The sequence below is a fragment of the Streptomyces sp. NPDC052052 genome, assembly GCF_040680455.1.
GTDB lineage: Bacteria > Actinomycetota > Actinomycetes > Streptomycetales > Streptomycetaceae > Streptomyces.
This window is the reverse complement of record NZ_JBFAWU010000005.1, coordinates 199745-216531: the sequence shown is the minus strand read 5'-3', so window position 1 is coordinate 216531 and position 16787 is coordinate 199745. Positions and strand designations below refer to the sequence as shown.

General features: G+C 70.1%; 15 protein-coding genes. 13 read left to right on the top strand and 2 right to left on the bottom strand.

What is annotated here, in order from left to right; translation table 11 throughout:
* Positions 1-26 precede the first annotated feature (26 nt).
* Positions 27-1553, top strand: a complete 1527-nt coding sequence (locus AB0L71_RS08275; RefSeq protein WP_365239533.1) for a hypothetical protein — start codon at positions 27-29, stop codon at positions 1551-1553.
* 104 nt (positions 1554-1657) lie between these two features.
* On the opposite strand, the gene AB0L71_RS08270 is transcribed toward AB0L71_RS08275, so the two are convergent.
* Both AB0L71_RS08270 and AB0L71_RS08265 read right to left on the bottom strand, forming a co-directional pair.
* Entirely contained in the window at positions 1658-2887 is a 1230-nt protein-coding gene (locus AB0L71_RS08270; RefSeq protein WP_365239530.1) for a hypothetical protein, read from the bottom strand.
* Between the two features lie 109 nt (positions 2888-2996).
* Entirely contained in the window at positions 2997-3917 is a 921-nt protein-coding gene (locus tag AB0L71_RS08265; RefSeq protein ID WP_365239527.1) for a LysR substrate-binding domain-containing protein, read from the bottom strand.
* Between the two features lie 146 nt (positions 3918-4063).
* On the opposite strand from AB0L71_RS08265, the gene AB0L71_RS08260 reads away from it, so the two are divergent.
* From AB0L71_RS08260 to AB0L71_RS08205, 12 genes are all read left to right on the top strand, one after another.
* On the top strand, positions 4064-5002 hold the full coding sequence (locus AB0L71_RS08260; protein WP_365239525.1) for a VOC family protein: 939 nt from the start codon (positions 4064-4066) through the stop codon (positions 5000-5002).
* Between the two features lie 25 nt (positions 5003-5027).
* Entirely contained in the window at positions 5028-6431 is a 1404-nt protein-coding gene (locus tag AB0L71_RS08255; RefSeq protein WP_365239522.1) for a Rieske 2Fe-2S domain-containing protein, read from the top strand.
* Positions 6428-6961 carry an aromatic-ring-hydroxylating dioxygenase subunit beta gene (locus AB0L71_RS08250; protein ID WP_365239520.1) on the top strand — a complete coding sequence of 178 codons (534 nt, stop codon included), beginning with the start codon at positions 6428-6430 and terminating at the stop codon, positions 6959-6961. The genes AB0L71_RS08255 and AB0L71_RS08250 overlap by 4 nt, the downstream gene beginning before the upstream one ends.
* Positions 6958-7158, top strand: a complete 201-nt coding sequence (locus tag AB0L71_RS08245; RefSeq protein ID WP_365239518.1) for a ferredoxin — start codon at positions 6958-6960, stop codon at positions 7156-7158. Before AB0L71_RS08250 ends, AB0L71_RS08245 begins: the two co-directional genes overlap by 4 nt.
* Positions 7159-7161: 3 nt before the next feature.
* Positions 7162-8367 carry an FAD-dependent oxidoreductase gene (locus AB0L71_RS08240; RefSeq protein WP_365239515.1) on the top strand — a complete coding sequence of 402 codons (1206 nt, stop codon included), beginning with the start codon at positions 7162-7164 and terminating at the stop codon, positions 8365-8367.
* 79 nt (positions 8368-8446) lie between these two features.
* A complete protein-coding gene (locus AB0L71_RS08235; RefSeq protein ID WP_365239511.1) occupies positions 8447-9274 on the top strand; it encodes an SDR family oxidoreductase in 828 nt (275 codons plus the stop codon).
* Positions 9275-9277: 3 nt separating this feature from the next.
* The gene (locus AB0L71_RS08230) at positions 9278-10426 is read left to right on the top strand and encodes an alpha/beta fold hydrolase (protein ID WP_365239508.1); all 1149 of its coding nucleotides are present in this window, start codon (positions 9278-9280) and stop codon (positions 10424-10426) included.
* 9 nt (positions 10427-10435) lie between these two features.
* The gene (locus tag AB0L71_RS08225) at positions 10436-12532 is read left to right on the top strand and encodes a hydantoinase/oxoprolinase family protein (RefSeq protein WP_365239507.1); all 2097 of its coding nucleotides are present in this window, start codon (positions 10436-10438) and stop codon (positions 12530-12532) included.
* 1 nt (position 12533) lies between these two features.
* Entirely contained in the window at positions 12534-14729 is a 2196-nt protein-coding gene (locus AB0L71_RS08220; protein ID WP_365239504.1) for a hydantoinase B/oxoprolinase family protein, read from the top strand.
* Positions 14726-15628 carry a 3-keto-5-aminohexanoate cleavage protein gene (locus AB0L71_RS08215; protein WP_365239502.1) on the top strand — a complete coding sequence of 301 codons (903 nt, stop codon included), beginning with the start codon at positions 14726-14728 and terminating at the stop codon, positions 15626-15628. The genes AB0L71_RS08220 and AB0L71_RS08215 overlap by 4 nt, the downstream gene beginning before the upstream one ends.
* Entirely contained in the window at positions 15625-16017 is a 393-nt protein-coding gene (locus AB0L71_RS08210; RefSeq protein ID WP_365239500.1) for a thioesterase family protein, read from the top strand. Before AB0L71_RS08215 ends, AB0L71_RS08210 begins: the two co-directional genes overlap by 4 nt.
* A complete protein-coding gene (locus AB0L71_RS08205; RefSeq protein WP_365239497.1) occupies positions 16017-16772 on the top strand; it encodes a CoA transferase subunit A in 756 nt (251 codons plus the stop codon). The genes AB0L71_RS08210 and AB0L71_RS08205 overlap by 1 nt, the downstream gene beginning before the upstream one ends.
* Positions 16773-16787 lie beyond the last annotated feature (15 nt).

Sequence of the window (16787 nt, the reverse complement as noted above, 5' to 3'; positions counted from 1 at the left end):
GATGTCCTCCTGGCAGGGTGGTCCCGGTGAACACGTTTGAGGGAGCCAAGTGCCGTGTCGGGGCTGGACAAAGGAGAGCCGCCACCCCAACTGGGCTGTTCCGTACGGTCGTCGGGCTGACTCTTCTGCTGGCCGCGGCGCTGGCGGGCCTGGTCGGCTGCGCGTCGGCCTCCGGCCCCGAGCTTGTCGCGCCCGCGGTCTTCTACGTCTCGCGCGACCCGGACAGCACCACCGACCTGCACATCGAAGAAAAGAAGGCGGCCCGTGTCACGGTCACCTTCGATGCCGGTGACCTGGAGGGCGTCGCGGTCATCGGAACGGCGATGGACATCTGTCCCGTCCGCCTGCCGGTCTTCCACTGCACGGGGCAGGACGGGGGCCCCTCCCGGGGCGGGAACCACCAGTCCTTCCACCTGAGTCCCGCGAAGGGCGCCGAGGCGGGTGACTCGGCGGTGCTGCGCTATCGGGTCACCTCACCCGGTCGGACCACCGTCACGGGAAGCTCCCTCATCGTGATCGGCCGGCCGACGTTGGTGGTCGACGCACACCCCGACCGGCAGGACGTCGAGCCGGGTGGCAGCCTCGGAGTCGCACTGACCCTACGCAACACCGGCGACGTGCCGGCCCGCGGAGTCGCGCTCTTCATGAACACGCGAGACGGCATCGCGCCGACCGACAGGCACAGCAACTGCCGTTACCGGGGCAGCACATCGACGTGGTGTCGCCTGTCGGCCGCCGACGTCGTCATACCCCCTGGCGCGTCCTACCGGCTCGGTGCACCAGAAGTCCTCAGGGCCGACCGCGACGCCACGTACCCGACCGTCTCGTTCCAGGCCGCCGCCCTCGGAACCGACTACGTGCCCCCGGACGCGTTGGCGTCCCAGTACAGAGAGGGCGACGGATCCGCGCTCCGCCTGGTACCCGCCGATGTGCAGGGCGGTGCGGGTACGGCGGACGGCACTTCGTCGGAACTGAAGGTGTCGGTGCGCAACGAGAGCGACCTGGTCGCCGTGGCCGGCACCGTCAAAGGGCCGATCAGCAGCCTGGCCACGGTCCGCGTCGGTATACGCAACGACGGCCCCGGGGCTCTGCCCGCCTCGGCACGGATCGAGTTCACGGTTCCGGCGGGCACCACCGTCGTGTCCTCCCCCTACGATGTCGAAAGGGACGAGGAACTGATCGACCAGGTCTGCCGCGCCCTCGGCCCGGACGGCACGCCCCTGACCACGGCGACCGCGAAACAGCCGACGGCACGTCGGTACGTGTGTACGGCGAAGGTCGGAGCGGTGGGAGCCACGACGACCTTCCCCTTCACCCTCCGCATCGACAAGGATGTCGCCCACCGCGGTGGGCAAGTCACCGTGTCCGACGGCGAGTCCGGACGTCCCAGCCGTGACGCCACAGCCGCCAATGACACCGCCGAGGTGGCCGTGTCCGTCTGGCCGGGCCCCTCCTGGGCCACGCCCGGCCACTACAGGGCAGCGGCGATCGCCCTTGCGATCCTGGTCCTCGCCGGGGCCCTGGGTACGTGGCGCTGGAAGCGCGCGCACTGACACGGCAGTTGCAGTGCGTTACTCGTCAGCGGGGGCGGCAGTGCGGCGGGCATGTACGCCCGGCGGCCTGGCTCGGGGTTCAGTCGGCAACGCCCTGCTGCGGCTCACGCTGCGGCCTTCTCGACCCGGACCATGCGGGCACGGACGACGAAGGGCCGGGAGACGACCGTGACGGCAACGGAGACGGCGGCCACCACGGTGATCGTGGCGCCGGGGTCGAGGTACTGGGCAAGGCCTCCGGCGAGCGCGGCTCCGATGCCCTGCCACGTCATCCGGCCGGCGGACTCGACTCCCTGGACCTGACCGCGGACCGGGTCCGGGGTCAGCGCGAGAAGCTGTTCCTGGAGCGGCAGGGTGGCGGCGAACCCGGCACTGGCCACGAACACCGCGCCCGCCGCCACCAGGGTCGGCGGGTCGATGGCAAACAGCAGATACGGCACGGCCAGCAGCAGGCGCAGGGCGAACGCGTAGCGGCGCCGTTGGCCGGCGGTGAACAGGCGTCCGACTGTCAGGTCTCCGAGCAGCATGCCGGCCGATCCGGCGGCCAGCAGAGTTCCGGCGTCCTGCGGGGCATAGGAGAGGAACAGGGCCTCGCAGCCCACGATCAGGCCATTGGGGACCCACAGGTTGAGCAGCAGCGCCCGCTGGCCGGAGTGGGAGAAGAGCGCGACGTTGGTCGTCCAGGTCTGACGCAGTCCGGGGCGACGGGTGAGACGGATCGATTGTTCCCGGACGGTCGCCGCCACCACGCCCAGTCCGAGTGCGGTCAGGCCCGCGGCCATGAGGAAGACCTGCTGCGGGTTCACATACCGCAGCAGTACGGCGCCGCCGGCGAAGCCCAGGATGGCCATGCCGCCGGACGTGATGTTCATCAGCGACCGCGCCAGCGCGTACGTGGAAGTCGGCACGACTTCGGCGAGCAGTCCCATCCGCGTTCCGGTGCCGAGGGACTGGAAGAACCCCAGCACCAGGAGAAGGCCGAACCGGGCAGCCAGGGGCAGCCCCGGGATCGCCTGCGCGGCCACACCCACCAGTGAGACGCACTGGAGCGTGACGAGGGTCCGGCGAGGGCGGCTCCCGTCCGCGACCGACATCAGTGTCAGTGCGCCGAGCACGGTGGCGAACGTGGCGCCGTACATGCTCACGGCTGTCAGGAACGGAGACCCGGTCTGGTGGTTGACCAGCGTGCCGAGGGCGAAACCCGACACGGTGCTCGCGGCGGCCGTCAGGGTGACACTGGCGTACAGGCCGGCGAACTCGCGGTTGCGAAGCAGAGCGCGGTAGCCGGTGGTGGGTGACGTGGTGGGCGTCGATGTGGATGTGTCAGAAGGCATGAAAAAAGCCTCCGGACGGCCCCGTGGGGGCGCCGAAGGCGAACGCATACATTCTAGCAGTTGGTCAGCCGGGGCGCGCGGCCCCGGCAGCCACACACCCCGCAGGACGTCAGGGCCGGCCCGCCGGCTCCTCCTTGGCCAGGTCGATCAGGCACTGGCGGAACCAACGGTGTCCGGGATCGCGGTCGGTGCGGTTCGTCCAGGCCATGATCTCGGTGATGGGCTGGAGTTGGGGAATCGGCGGTTCGAGCAGGCGGATCCCCGCGGCCGCTCCGATCTTCCGCGCGAGCCGTTCGTGGACCAGCGTGATCAGCCGCGTACCGCTCAGCAGGAAGGGCGCCATGCCGAACCCTGCGGTGATCTCGACGTTGCGCGGAACGCCCAGGAAATCGAGTTGCATCTCCGACAGGCCCCTCAGATGCCCCGAGGACGCGGCCAGGTAAGGGAGGGTGGTGAACTGCTCCAGGGTGAGTGCGTCGCCCACCTCGGGATGATCCTTGTCCACGGCGACCAGATAGCGGTCCTGGAAGAGCACCTGGTGCGGGAACTGCTCGTGATCCTCGAAGGCTTCTCTCGGCATCACCAGCAAGTCGGCCTGGTGTCCGCGTAGTTGGTCGGCGAAGTCGTCTCCGGTCGGGAAGATGTTCAGCCGGATACCGGGCGCCTCGACGGACAGCCGGGCGATGAGCGGCTGAAGGAACGTCATCGTGAGGTAGTCGTTGGCTATCACCGAGAAGGTCCGCCGGGCCGTGGACGGGTCGAACGCCTCGCGCTGGGAGAGCACGTTCTCGATACCGGTGAGGAGATCGCGCACCGGCCCGGCGAGCGACTCGGCCAGCGGTGTGGCGACCAGACCCCGCCCCTCCCGGGTCAGCAGCGGGTCGTTGAAGAGTTTCCGCAGGCGGGACAGGGTCGAGGACATCGCCGACTGCCCGATCGAGAGCCGTTGTGCCGCGCGGGTCACACTCCGCTCAATCATGAGCATGTCGAATGCCACCAGCAGGTTGAGGTCGACGCGTCGCAGATCCACGACGCCACATTAATTGATTCCATCAATGCTGTGCATTGCCAGGAATTGTTTGTGCGCGGTGATTGGCATCACTACGTTCACGTGAACGGCGCGTGAACGCCCATTTCGGCACCGCCGTAGCCGTCGCCACTCAACGAGGAGAAAACGTGACGAAGCCACTGATCACTCACCTGCGCCATGTGGCGATCGCGGCCCCCGATCTCGACCGCCAGCTGGCCTTCTACCGGGACCTCTGGGGTCTGACCCCCGTCGAGTCCGACACCGGGGTGCACTTCCTGGCCGCCGAGGGGTCCCCGGAGCAGTACATCGTGCGCCTGCGGAAGGACGACCAGAAGCGACTCGACCTGGTGTCGTTCGGGGCCGGCTCCCCTGCGGACGTGGACACCCTCGCCGCGCAGTTGGCCCAGCAGGGCGTCCGGATCGTCCATGAACCGCAGAAGCTCGACACCCCCGGCGGCGGCTACGGCTTCCGGTTCTTCGACGGCGACGGACGCGTGGTCGAGGTCTCCTGTGAGGTCGCCACCCGGGAGTTCCGGACGATCGAGGCCCGCGAGTCGATCCCGGTCCGCCTCTCGCACTTCGTGGTCAACTCCGACCACCCCGAGGCGACCGTGGACTGGTACGTCAAGCACCTCGGCTTCAAGCTCTCCGACACGCTGTGCCTCGGTCCCCGCGGGGACTTCATGTGGTTCCTGCGCTGCAACGACTGGCACCACTCCTTTGCCGTCGCCCGTGCCCCGCACGTCGCGGTCCACCACCTCTCCTTCGAGATGCGCGGGGTCGACGAGTTCATGCGCGGCACCGGCCGGATGCTGCGTGAGGGCGTTCAGCAGATCTGGGGCCCCGGCCGTCACAAGGCGGGCGACAACACCTACTCCTACTTCCTGGACCGGGTCGGGAACTGCGTCGAGTACACCACCGAGCTCGAGACCGTCGACTGGGACCAGCACCACCCGTCCGTATACGACGTCACCAAGCCCGACTTCATCGACCAGTGGGGCACCGCGAACCAGATGAACGAGTTCGTGGCCAAGCAGCAGTTCAACGACCCCGACCGCGGCGTCTTCGTCGCGCCCCCGCTCTGACCATCCCGTGAACAGGAAGTCAACGATGACTCTCACGAACGAACCCCAGTCGTCGACGCCGTTCTCGACCCCGCTGAACGTGCTGCTGGACCGGGTCGAGAAGGACATGCAGGAGGATCTCGTCCCGGCCGAGATCTTCAACAACGAGGACGTCTTCCGGGCCGAGATGGAGCGGATCTTCACCAACACCTGGGTCTTCGTCGCTCACGAGAGCGAGATTCCGGCCGCGGGCGACTTCGTCCAGCGCAGGATAGGGCTCGACCCGGTCATCGTGACCCGCGACGGCAAGGGCGGCATCAACGTGCTGTCCAACTACTGCCGTCACCGCGGCACCCAGGTCTGCCAGACCGACGCGGGCAACTCGCGCTTCTTCACCTGCCCTTACCACGGCTGGACCTACGCCAACGACGGAAGGCTGGTGGGTACGCCGCTGATGCACCGCGCGTACGGCGAGCCGCTCGACCCGCATCAGTGGAGCCTCAAGCGCGCACCGAAGGTCGAGAACCGCAAGGGCTTCATCTTCGCCGCGCTGTCCGAGGACGTGCCCGAGCTGGAGGAGTGGCTCGGCGGCGGCGCCTGGATGCTCGACCTGATCACCCAGCTCCACCCCGACGGCATGCGCGTGGCCGGTCCGCCCGAGCGGTACACGGTCAACGGCGACTGGAAGACCGCGGCCGAGAACTTCGCCGGCGACGTCTACCACCTGCCGACCCTGCACTCCAGCATCCAGGAGGTCGACCTGATCCAGGGCCTCCAGGGCACCTGCGAGATCGGCCGGACCTACGAGTTCGAGAACGGGCACACCTTCATCGGCCACGCCTGGACCCAGGCGATCCACCCCGGTTTCACGCTGTGGGGCTACCCCGACGAGTACAAGGCGCAGTTCGACCTCAGCGGCCTGGACGAGACCCAGCGCTTCGTGGTCGACCACGAGCCGCCCACCGTGGGCACCCTCTTCCCCAATCTCAGCTTCATCCGGATCTTCTCTCCGCTCCCGGACGGCCCGCCGGCCGTCATGACCAGCTTCCGCCAGTGGCAGCCGGTCGCCCCGGGCAAACTCGAACTGTGGAACTGGCAGTTCGTGTGGAACTTCCAGGACGAGGAGTCCGCCCAGCGCGACTACGTCGGCGGCCAGTACTGCTTCGGGTCGGCCGGGCTCTACGAGCAGGACGACACCGTCGCCTGGGAGGGCGTACAGCGTGCGGCCGCCAGCCCGTGGATGCGCAAGGAAGAGCTGAAGTTCAACTACCAGCAGGGCCACAACTCGCCGGTCGACGACGCCCCTGACCCGGGCTGGCAGGGACCGGGCGTCCACCGCAACACCGGTTACGGCGAGCACGTGCAGTTCAACTTCCTTCGCCAGTGGCTGCGCGCGATGAAGGGCGAGAGCGCCACCGGCAACGAGAACACCGAAGGGACGCAGTCATGACCGCCGCCGCCGAAGCCCCGGACACCCTCGCGGTGGCCCCCGCGACGTACACCCGGGTGGCCCAGTTCCTCGCGCACGAGGCGCGCCTGCTGGACGAGGGACGCGAGGAGGAGTGGTTCGGGCTGCTCGACGACGACCTGCTCTACACCGTGCCGTCGCGCCAGTCGACCGAACCGCGCAGCATCGAGGTCGACCGCACCGCGTGGCGCATCCGGGACACCAAGGCGCATGTGCGGACACGGCTGGACCGGATGAACACCGGCCACGCCTACTCCGAGGTGCCGCCGTCGCGCACCATGCGGCTCGTCGGCAGCGTCGAGGTACGGCCGTCCTCCGAGCCCGACGTCGTCGAGGCGTACAGCTCGCTGCTGCTCTACCGGCAGCGCGGTATCGACGTGCACTTCGACCTGATCCCGTGCCGTCGCAACGACCGGATCCGCCTCACCGCCGCCGGTCCGCGGCTCCTGGCCCGTGAAGTGATCCTGACCGAGACCAGTCTCAAGACCGCCAACCTGGGGGTGTTCCTGTGACCAGCGTGACCGTCGACCCCGGGCGTTGCACCGCCTATGGAATCTGCGTCGGCATCCATCCCGAAGTGTTCGCCGTTCCGCCCGGCAGCCCGTTCGCCGTCGTCACCCGTGACGTGCTGTCCGAGGACGACCTGGAGGACGTCCAGGAGGCCGTGCGGGCCTGTCCGGCGCAGGCCCTGCGCCTGATAGAGGACTGATCCATGAGCCGAGTCAACGACGGCATAGTGATCGTCGGGGCGTCGGCGGCGGGGCTCTCTGCCGCCGACGGCCTGCGCGAGGGCGGCTACACCGGCCCCCTCACCGTGCTCGACGAGGAGGCCGAGCCGGGATACGACCGGCCGATGCTCTCCAAGAGCCTGCTGGCCGCCAAGGATCACGCCGCGCCGGCCCCGCTGCGGACCGGCGAGTACCTGGCCGCCCAGGGGATCAGTCTTCTCGCCGGTCACGGGGCCATGGGGCTGGACATCGACCGCCGCCTCGTGGTGACCAACTGGGGCGAGGCGATCGGCTGGCAGCACGTCGTGGTCGCGTCCGGCGTCACGGCCCGGCCGGTCGTGACGGCCGGCGGCACCCCCCTGCCGACCCTGCGCAACCGTGCCGATCTGGCCGCGGCCCGGCGGCTCGCGACGGACGGGCGTCCGGTGACGCTGATCGGTGGTGGGTTCATCGGTCTGGAGGTGGCCGCCGCGCTGCGCTCGCACGGCGTCGAGGTGACCGTCCTGGACGCGAACGAACGGCCCCTGGCCCGTCTCGTCGGGGACGAGGTCGCCGACTGGCTGCTCGGCCTGCACCGGGCGAACGGGGTCCTGCTCGGCCTCGGCACCGCCACCGCCTCCGTCGAGGAGACACCGCAGGGATACGCCGTCCATCTCGCCGACGGCCGGGTCCGGCAGGCCGCGAGCGTGCTCGCCGGGGTCGGTACGGAGCCTTCCACCGGCTGGCTGATCGGTTCGGGCGTCGCACTCGACCACGGCGTCGTCACCGACGCGGCCGGGCGGACGAACGTCCCGGGCGTGTGGGCGGCCGGCGACATCGCCTGCCGCTGGGACCCGTTCCACGGCCGGCACCGGCGCTTCGAGCACTGGACCCACGCCATCGAGCAGGGCCGGCGAATCGGCCTCAACATCGCCCGGGGTGAAGCCGTCGACCACGACGCCGTGCCCTACGTCTGGACCGAACAGTACGGCCGGACCCTCCACATGCTCGGCGAGCGCCGACCCGGCGACACCGACATCCTCGTCGAAGGTTCCGTCGCCGACGGTGACTTCGTCGTCGTCCACGGCACCGGCGACGCACTGCACGCCGCCACCCTCTGCGGCCGCGTCCGCGCCCTGCGGACCTTCAAGAAGCTGCTGCGCGCTCGCGCGTCACTCCACGACGCGCTGGGCGCGGCCGCGTCCGCCTGACCTCTCCCATGTCGCGGCAGGCCATGTCCGCCCCGTCGCGACGCCCGGCACCAGCCGACTCCCCCAGCAAGGAACCACCATGCAGATGCTCGACAACCACGTCGTCCTCATCACCGGCGGCGGCTCCGGCCTCGGCCTCGGGATCGCCCGCCACTTCATCGGCGAGGGCGCCCAGGTCGCCATCATGGAGATCTCCGCCGACAAACTCACCGGTCTCAAGGCCGAGTTCGGCGACGATGCGCTCCTCGTCCAGGGTGACGTCACCCGCACCGAGGACCTCGCCGCCTGCCGGCAGGCGGTCCTGGACCGCTTCGGCCGCATCGACGCCCTCGTGGGTGCCCAGGGCATCTTCGACGGCAACATCCCGCTGCGCGACGTCCCCCTCGACCGGGTCGGATCGCTCTTCGACGAGGTGTTCCACGTCGACGTCCTCGGCTACATCCTGGCCGCCAAGGTCTTCGTCGACGACCTGGAGAAGACCGGCGGCTCTATCGTGCTGACCTCCTCCACCGCCGCCTACGCCGCGGACGGCGGCGGGCTCTTCTACACCGCTGCCAAGGGTGCGGTGCGCAGTGTGGTCAACCAGCTCGCGTTCGAGTTCGCGCCGAGGGTGCGGGTCAACGGCGTCGCCCCGTCCGGCATCGCCAACAGCCAGCTCCGCGGCCCGCGTGCGCTGGGCCTGGAGAACAACAAGCAGTCCGACATCCCCAAGGAGGACTTCGAGTCGCAGTTCCTCAGCCTCGCCCTCCTGCCCACCCTGCCGACCCCGGAGGACTACGCGCCGCTCTACGCGTACCTGGCCTCGCGGCACAACACCACCATGACCGGCCAGACGATCGTCGCCGACCAGGGCGTGTTCAACCGTGCCGTGATCAGCAACGGTGCCGCCGACCGTGTGGGGAAGTGACCCGTGTTCCGTTACTTTCCGACCAACTACGTCTGGAGCCTGTCGGTCAGCATCGCGATGAACTGCGGTGGCCAGATCGGCGAGATCGACCAGATCTGCGCCCCGCTCGTCGACGCGGCGAAGGACGGCGACGACGCCGGTACCGAGAAGTTCTTCCAGTCGTGGTGCACCTTCGCCGACGGACTCCTCCAACGCGCCGAGCAGGATCTCGCCGAGGGCCATCCTCTGTCGGCCGGTGCGCGTTACGCCCGCGCCTCGGTCTACTACCTGGTCGCCGAGCGCATGCAGAGCCGGCACTACGCACCCCGCCAGGCGGCCTACCGCACGTCCGTGGAGGCGTTCCGGCTCGCCGTCGAACACGGCGGTGAACGCGCCGAGTTCGTCGAGATCCCCTACGAGGGCACCTCGTACCCCGCGCTGTTCGTCCCCGCCGACGGCGAGCCCCCGGCGGGCGGATACCCGGTGATGGTCTTCTGCAACGGCCTGGACTCGATGAAGGAGATGCTGTTCCGGCTGGGCCTCCCCCGCCAGCTGGCGCGTCGGGGCATCGCGACGCTCTGCGTCGACCAACCGGGCACCGGCGCCTCGCTCCGTGAGCGCGGCCTTGCGGCGGTCCACGACAGCGAGCGCTGGGCGAGTGCGGCGGTCGACTACCTGGAGCGGCGGCCGGATGTCGACGGCGCCCGCATCGGGATGAGCGGTGTGTCGCTCGGCGGCTACTACGCCCCGCGCGCGGCCGCGTTCGAGAAGCGCTTCAAGCTCTGCGCGGTCTGGGGGGCCAACTACAACTGGGGCGAGCTCCAGAAGCGCCGCCTGCAGCGCGAGGGCGAGAACCCCGTGCCGCACTACTGGGACCACGTGCAGTGGGTGTTCGGCAAAGACAGCCTCGACGACTTCATGGCCTTCGCCCCGAGCATGACGCTGGAGGGCGTGGTCGAGCAGATCACCGTTCCCTTCCTCGTCACCCACGGCGAGGACGACCGGCAGATCCCGATGGAGTTCGCGGTGCCCGAGTACGAGCACGCCGTGAACAGTCCCGACCGCCGCTTCAAGGTGTTCAGCCGGGCCGAGGGCGGTGCGTCGCACGCCGGCGCGGACAACGAGGCCGTTCCCGCGCACTACATCGCCGACTGGGTCGCCGACCGACTCTGAAAGGGAGCCATGACCACTCCATCCCCCACCTCCGGCTGGGCGATCGGCACCGACGTCGGTGGCACGTTCACCGACCTGTGGCTCCGGTCCCCGGACGGCGAGTCCTGGGTGTGCAAGTCCCCCACCACGTCCGACGTGGTGACGGGCGTGATCGACGCCGTGCACCTGGCCGCCGAGACCGTCGGTCTGGACACCGCCGAGCTGTGCTCCCGGGTGACCCGGTTCGGGCACGGCACCACGGTCGGCCTGAACGCGCTGCTGACCGGGCGCTCGGCCAGGACGGGTCTCCTCACGACCGCCGGTTTCGGTGACGTCCTGGAGATCGGCCGGCTGCGCCGCGGCACGGCCGGGCTCCAGGGCCTGGACCTGGGCGACTACCATCTGCGCGGCCAGGTAGCGCCGTTGGTGCCCCGCACCCAGGTCGTCGAGATCGAGGAGCGCATCGACGCGGACGGCGTCGTACGCACCCCTCTGGACGAGAGCAGCGTGCTCGAAGCGATCGGCAGGCTGCGTGAGATCGGCGTGGAGGCCGTCGCCGTCTGTCTGTTGTGGGCGACGGAGAATCCGGCCCACGAACGCGCCGTCGCCCAGCTGGTCCGGCAGGAGCTGCCCGGCGTCTTCCTCTCCCTCTCCCACGAGATCGCCCCGTCGGTGGGTGAGTACGCCCGCGCCTCGACCACGGTGGCGAACGCGGCCCTCGGGCCGGTCCAGGGGCGTTATCTCACCCTCCTGGAGGAGCGGCTGGCCGCGCTCGGCATGACCGCCCCCATCATGATGACGACGAGCGCCGGGGGTGTGGTCCCGGCGCGGACGGTCACCGAGCGGCCGGTGTCGAACCTGCTCTCCGGTCCGGCGTCCTGCGTCGTGGCCGGTCAGAAGCTCGGGGCGGAACTCGCCACCCCGAACGTCCTGACCATGGACGTCGGCGGCACCAGCTTCGACGTCGGGGTCATCGCGGGCGGTGTCGCGCTGATGAGCGACGCGGTCACCTTCGGCGGCGCCGACATGCGCGTACCGAGCATCGACATCGCCTCGATCGGCGCCGGTGGCGGTTCGATCGCGGCGGTCGAGGGCGGTGTGCTCAGCGTCGGTCCGCGCAGCGCCGGTGCCGAGCCCGGACCGGTCTGCTACGGAAAGGGCGGCACCGAGCCGACCACCACCGACGCCGACCTGGTGCTCGGGGTGCTGGACCCGGAGCAGTTCGGCAGCGGCGGCATCGTCCTGGACCGCGAGGCCGCGAAGCGGGCCATCGCGGAGAAGGTCGGAACGCCCCTCGGGCTGACCGCCGTCGAGGCGGCGCGGGCGATCCGTGTGGTCTTCGACAACGCCATGGCCGACCTGCTGCGTGCCGTCACCATCGAACGGGGCCACGACCCTCGGGAGTTCACCCTGGTCGCGGGTGGCGGATCGGGTCCGTCGCACGCCTGGGCGCTGTGCCGTGAGGCGGGTCTGGCCGGCTTCATCGTGCCGCCGACCGCGACGGCTCAGTCGGCTTTCGGCGCCGGTACCTCCGACCTCAGGACCACGTCCTCCCGCACCTGCTACCGGAGGGTGCTCGCCGAGGCCGGACCGGACGCCGAGGACGCGCGGGTCATCGCCGAGGCACTGGCCGACACCAGTGCCCGGGCCCTCGCGGCCCTCCCCGAGCCCGGCCTCGGCACGGTCACCCACACGGCGTCCATCCGCTACTTCGGCCAGGCCCACCACGTCGACGTCACCGTGACCGGCCTGCCCGACCGGGCTGCCGTCGAGGAGCTCCTGCGCTGCTTCGAGAAGGAGTACGAGCAGCTGTGGGGCAAGGGATCCGGCTTCCGGGAAGCCGGGTTCGAGATCCTCTCGGTCCGCTCGGTGGCGGCCCTGCCCGCGGCCGGTGCGCAGGGCCACGGCACGGGCGAGCCCTTCACCCTGCTCGGAACCCGTCCGGTCGTCTTCGACGACCCCGAACGGCCCGACGAAACCGCCGTGTACACCGTCCGCAGGCCCGCGGCCGGTCAGGAGATCGCCGGTCCCGCGCTCGTCCAGCTCCCGGGGTGCGTCGTGGTGGTCCCTCCGGACGGGGTCGCCACCACCGACGCACTCGGCCTCATCCATGTGAAGGTGAACTGACATGACCACCGCTATCGACGCCACCGCCGTCTCGTTGGACGGCGCCAGCACGGACCCGGTGATCCGCCAGGTCGTCCGCAGCCGCCTCATCGCCATCACCGACCAGATGCGGCTCGCGCTGCAGTCGGTCAGTGGCAGCCCGACCGTGACCGAGGCGAGCGACTTCTTCACCGGCATCTACCTGCCGGACGGCTCGTTCGTCACGATGGGCCACCAGGTGACCTTCGAGGCGCCCCCGGTGGGGTCGCTGATCCGGCACCTGCTGAGCAACGGCAAAGCGCTCAAGGACGGCGACCGCATCATCGGCAACGACCCGTTCATCGGCGCACTGCACCAGAACGACGTACAGATGTGCGCGCCCCTGATCGTGGACGGTGAACTGCTCGGCTGGGCCGGCGTGATGGCGCACGAGACCGACATCGGCGGCATGGACTTCGCGTCGTGGTCGCCCAAGGCCACCGAGGTGTGGCAGGAGGGTCTGCGCATCCCGGCCGTCAAGCTGGTCGACGGCGGTGAACTGCGGGAGGACGTACTCGACATGATCCTCACCGCTTCGCGCCTTCCGGCCGAAGTGGGCCTCGACATCCGGGCGTTCATCGCCACGCTGAACGTCGCGGCCGAGCGACTCACCGAACTCTCCCGCCGCTACGGCAAGTCGACCGTGCTCTCGGTGATGCACACGATGGTCGACGACGCCGAGGCGCTGATGCGCGCCCGTCTGCGTGAACTGCCGGACGGGGTCGTCCACACCCGCGACTTCCTCGAACACGACGGCAAGAAGAACGTCCTCTTCGTCATCGACTGCGTGCTGACCAAGCGCGGTGACGACCTGCACTTCGACTTCTCCGGTTCCTCGCCCCAGGCGAACGGTTTCGTGAACTCCTCCCGGGCCGGCCTCACCGGGGGCGTCGCGGGTGCGGTGATTCCCACCCTGGGCTTCGGGATTCCGTGGAACGAGGGCCTGTTGCGCCCGGTGCGGATCTCGGCGCCGGACGGGCTGGTCTGCACCGCCGTACCGCCGGCACCGGTCGGGTCCGCCACCGTCGAGGCGGTGTGGACGGTCAGCAACGTCGTCTCCGCGGCGCTGAACCGGCTGCTGCTCGCCTCGCCGACGTACGCGCACCGCGCCCAGGCGGTCAGCAGCGGCACGATGGCGACGTTCAACCTCTCCGGGCGCGACCGGCACGGAAAGGTCTTCGGTCTCCATCTGATGGACCCGCTGGCCGGGGGCTTCGGCGCCTTCGCCGACCACGACGGGCAGAACGCCGCCGGTCCGATCAACGCCCCGTGCCCCTCGATCGCCGATGTGGAGGTCAACGAGCAGAAGACCCCGCTCTTCTACCGCTACCGGCGTCTCGCCCACGGCACCGGCGGTGCCGGTCGCCGCCGTGGTGGCCTCGGGGCCGAGGTCGGCATCACCGTCTCCGTGCCGCGGGCCGAGGCGCTGGTGATGACGCACGGCGCCGAGGTGCCGAACTCCGTCGGGCTCGGCGGCGGCCTGCCCGGCGCCATGGTCAGCCAGCGGTTCCGGGCCGGCGGTGGGGAGTCCCGCAACCTCGGGCCGAAGCCGGGATCCTTCCCGATCACCCCGGCGGACCTGTTCGAGGTGACCTGGCAGGGCGGCGGCGGCATCGGCGACCCGCTGGACCGCGACCCCGCCCACGTCCTGGCCGACATCCACTACGGCCTGGTCACGGCGGAGGAGGCCCGGAAGACCTACGGCGTGGCCCTCTCCGAGGACGGCGGGTCCGTCGACGCGGCGGCCACCTCCACCACCCGCCGCGCCCAGCGGGCTGCCCGGCTGGGCGTCGAACCGGCCGCCGTCGTGGACCCGGTGGCGGTCACCGAGGCAGTTCCCGACGACGCGGTACGACTCGGCGACCGGCTCCTCCTGGCCAGGGACGCGGCCACCGGGGAGCTCCAGGTGCGCACCGCGGAGGGCGTGGTGCTCTCCTCCGGCTCAACCAGGTGGCGCGAGGGAGCCCACCGGTTCGCCCTGACGCTGCCGCCCTCCGTCGGCGCGACCCTCCACGCCGACCTGACGGTCACCGGCTGGGCCTGCCCGAGGACCGGGGCCCTGCTCGCGGTCGACGTACACCTCCGCGACCAGGAGCCGTTCCACGACCTCGAACTCGACCTCGAACTCGCCCTCGCCTCGCTCGACACCGTCGGCACCACCGCGGGAGACCACCGATGAGCCGCAAGATCATCCTGACCATCGCCCCGACCGGCGGCATGGCCACCAAGGAGCAGAGCCCCCACCTCCCGGTCACCCCGCAGGAGATCGCCGACGACGTGGCCCGCTGCTGGGAGGTCGGCGCCAGTGTGGTGGCCGTCCACGCCCGCCGCGAGGACGGCCTGGCCACCTGCGACCCCGACGTCTACTCCGAGATCAACACGCTGATCCGGGCCCGGACCGACATCGTCATCAACAACTCCACCGGCGGCGGCATCCACGGCGACATGCCGGTCCGGCTCAACGACGAGCTCTGGGAACTCGACTGGCACCAGCGGATCAAGGGCATCGAGGGCGTGGGCTGCGAGATGGCCACCCTCGACTCGCACACGATCACGGCCAGCACCCCCGAACGGGAGTACCTCGTCACCACCACCCCGAAGCGCTCCCGCTGGCTGCTGGAGGAGATGATCAAGCGGGGCATCAAACCGGAGTGGGAGGTCTTCAACCTCGGGCACATCCTGTCCGACTTCACCACCCTGACCGCCGAGGGCCTGGACTCCCAGCCGTACTACTGCAACATCGTGCTCGGCGGACAGCGGGGGTTCCAGGGTGGCCTGCCGTACACCCCCAAGATCCTCCAACTCCTCGTGGAGCACCTGCCGGAGGGAACGGTGTGGGGGGTCTCCGGCATCGGGCCGACCCAACTCCCGGCGACGACGCACGGACTGCTCCTCGGCGGCCATATGCGGGTGGGCCTGGAGGACAACCTCTACTACTCACGCGGCCGGCTCGCGACCAACCTGGAACTCGCCGAACGTGCCGTGCGGATCATCCGCGAACTCGGCTACGAGATCGCCACCCCGAGCGAGGCGCGCGAAATGCTGGGACTCAAGCAGCTCGACGAGGTGGCGGCATGAGCGTCCACCACACATCCGGCGTCGTCGCCTGGTCCGACACCGACGCCTCCGGCCGGTTCCACTACACCGCCGCGTACCGGTGGGCGGAGAACACCGAGCACGCGCTGTACCGCTCGGTGCTCCCGGGCATCGACATCGGCAGGTTCCCCCGTCGCGCGACGGCGGCCTCGTACCACCGGCCGCTCCTCGCCGGGGACGAGTACGCCCTCGGCCTGGAGGTCGAACACGTCGGGAACAGCTCGATCACCTACACCTGGATCGTCAGCGGCCCGACCGGCATCTGCGTACGCGGCGAACACACCGTCGTCCACGTCGACGCCGACGGCCGCCCGGCCCCGGTCCCCCAGGCGCTGCGGGACCGTCTCACCCCGGCTGCAGGGGCGGCGTGATGGACAAGGTCGTGGCCTCGGCCGCCGAGGCGGTCGTCGACATCCCCTCGGGCAGCACCCTCGCCGTGGGCGGCTTCGGACTGTGCGGCATCCCGGCGGTACTGATCCAGGCCCTGTTGGAGGCCGGCGTCGACGCGCTCGAAACGGTGTCCAACAACGCCGGCGTCGACGACTGGGGGCTGGGCATCCTGCTCGGCGCGGGCCGACTGCGCCGGGTGGTGGCCTCGTACGTCGGGGAGAACAAGGAGTTCGCCCGGCAGTATCTCGCCGGGGAGTTGGAGGTCGAGCTGACTCCGCAGGGCACGCTCGCGGAGCGGATGCGCGCGGGCGGCTCCGGCATCGCGGCGTTCTACACCCGCACCGGTGTGGGCACCCAGGTCGCCGAGGGCGGCATGCCCTGGAAGTACGCCGCCGACGGCAGCGTCGAGATCACCTCCCCCGCCAAGACGGTGGAGACCTTCGACGGCCTCGACCACGTCCTCGAACGCGCCATCGTGGCCGACTTCGGGCTGGTACGGGCCTGGAAGGGCGACCGGCACGGCAACCTCGTGTTCAAGGACGCGGCCCGCAACTTCAATCCGCTCGCGGCGATGTGCGGCCGGACCACGATCGCCGAGGTCGAGCACCTGGTCGAACCCGGCGACATCGGCCCCGACGCGGTCCACCTCCCCGGCGTCTACGTCCACCGGGTCGTCGCCCTGACCTCGGATCAGGCCGCCGAGAAACGGATCGAGAAGAGGACGGTGCGGGCATGAGTGAGGAGGGTGCAC

Bases quoted from the DNA above. Each gene is read 5' to 3' on its own strand.
- AB0L71_RS08270 (WP_365239530.1), bottom strand. From the start codon at position 2,887: ATGCCTTCTGACACATCCACATCGACGCCCACCACGTCACCCACCACC.
- AB0L71_RS08255 (WP_365239522.1), top strand. From the start codon at position 5,028: ATGACTCTCACGAACGAACCCCAGTCGTCGACGCCGTTCTCGACCCCG.
- AB0L71_RS08250 (WP_365239520.1), top strand. From the start codon at position 6,428: ATGACCGCCGCCGCCGAAGCCCCGGACACCCTCGCGGTGGCCCCCGCG.
- AB0L71_RS08240 (WP_365239515.1), top strand. From the start codon at position 7,162: ATGAGCCGAGTCAACGACGGCATAGTGATCGTCGGGGCGTCGGCGGCG.
- AB0L71_RS08235 (WP_365239511.1), top strand. From the start codon at position 8,447: ATGCAGATGCTCGACAACCACGTCGTCCTCATCACCGGCGGCGGCTCC.
- AB0L71_RS08225 (WP_365239507.1), top strand. From the start codon at position 10,436: ATGACCACTCCATCCCCCACCTCCGGCTGGGCGATCGGCACCGACGTC.
- AB0L71_RS08220 (WP_365239504.1), top strand. From the start codon at position 12,534: ATGACCACCGCTATCGACGCCACCGCCGTCTCGTTGGACGGCGCCAGC.
- AB0L71_RS08215 (WP_365239502.1), top strand. From the start codon at position 14,726: ATGAGCCGCAAGATCATCCTGACCATCGCCCCGACCGGCGGCATGGCC.
- AB0L71_RS08210 (WP_365239500.1), top strand. From the start codon at position 15,625: ATGAGCGTCCACCACACATCCGGCGTCGTCGCCTGGTCCGACACCGAC.
- AB0L71_RS08205 (WP_365239497.1), top strand. From the start codon at position 16,017: ATGGACAAGGTCGTGGCCTCGGCCGCCGAGGCGGTCGTCGACATCCCC.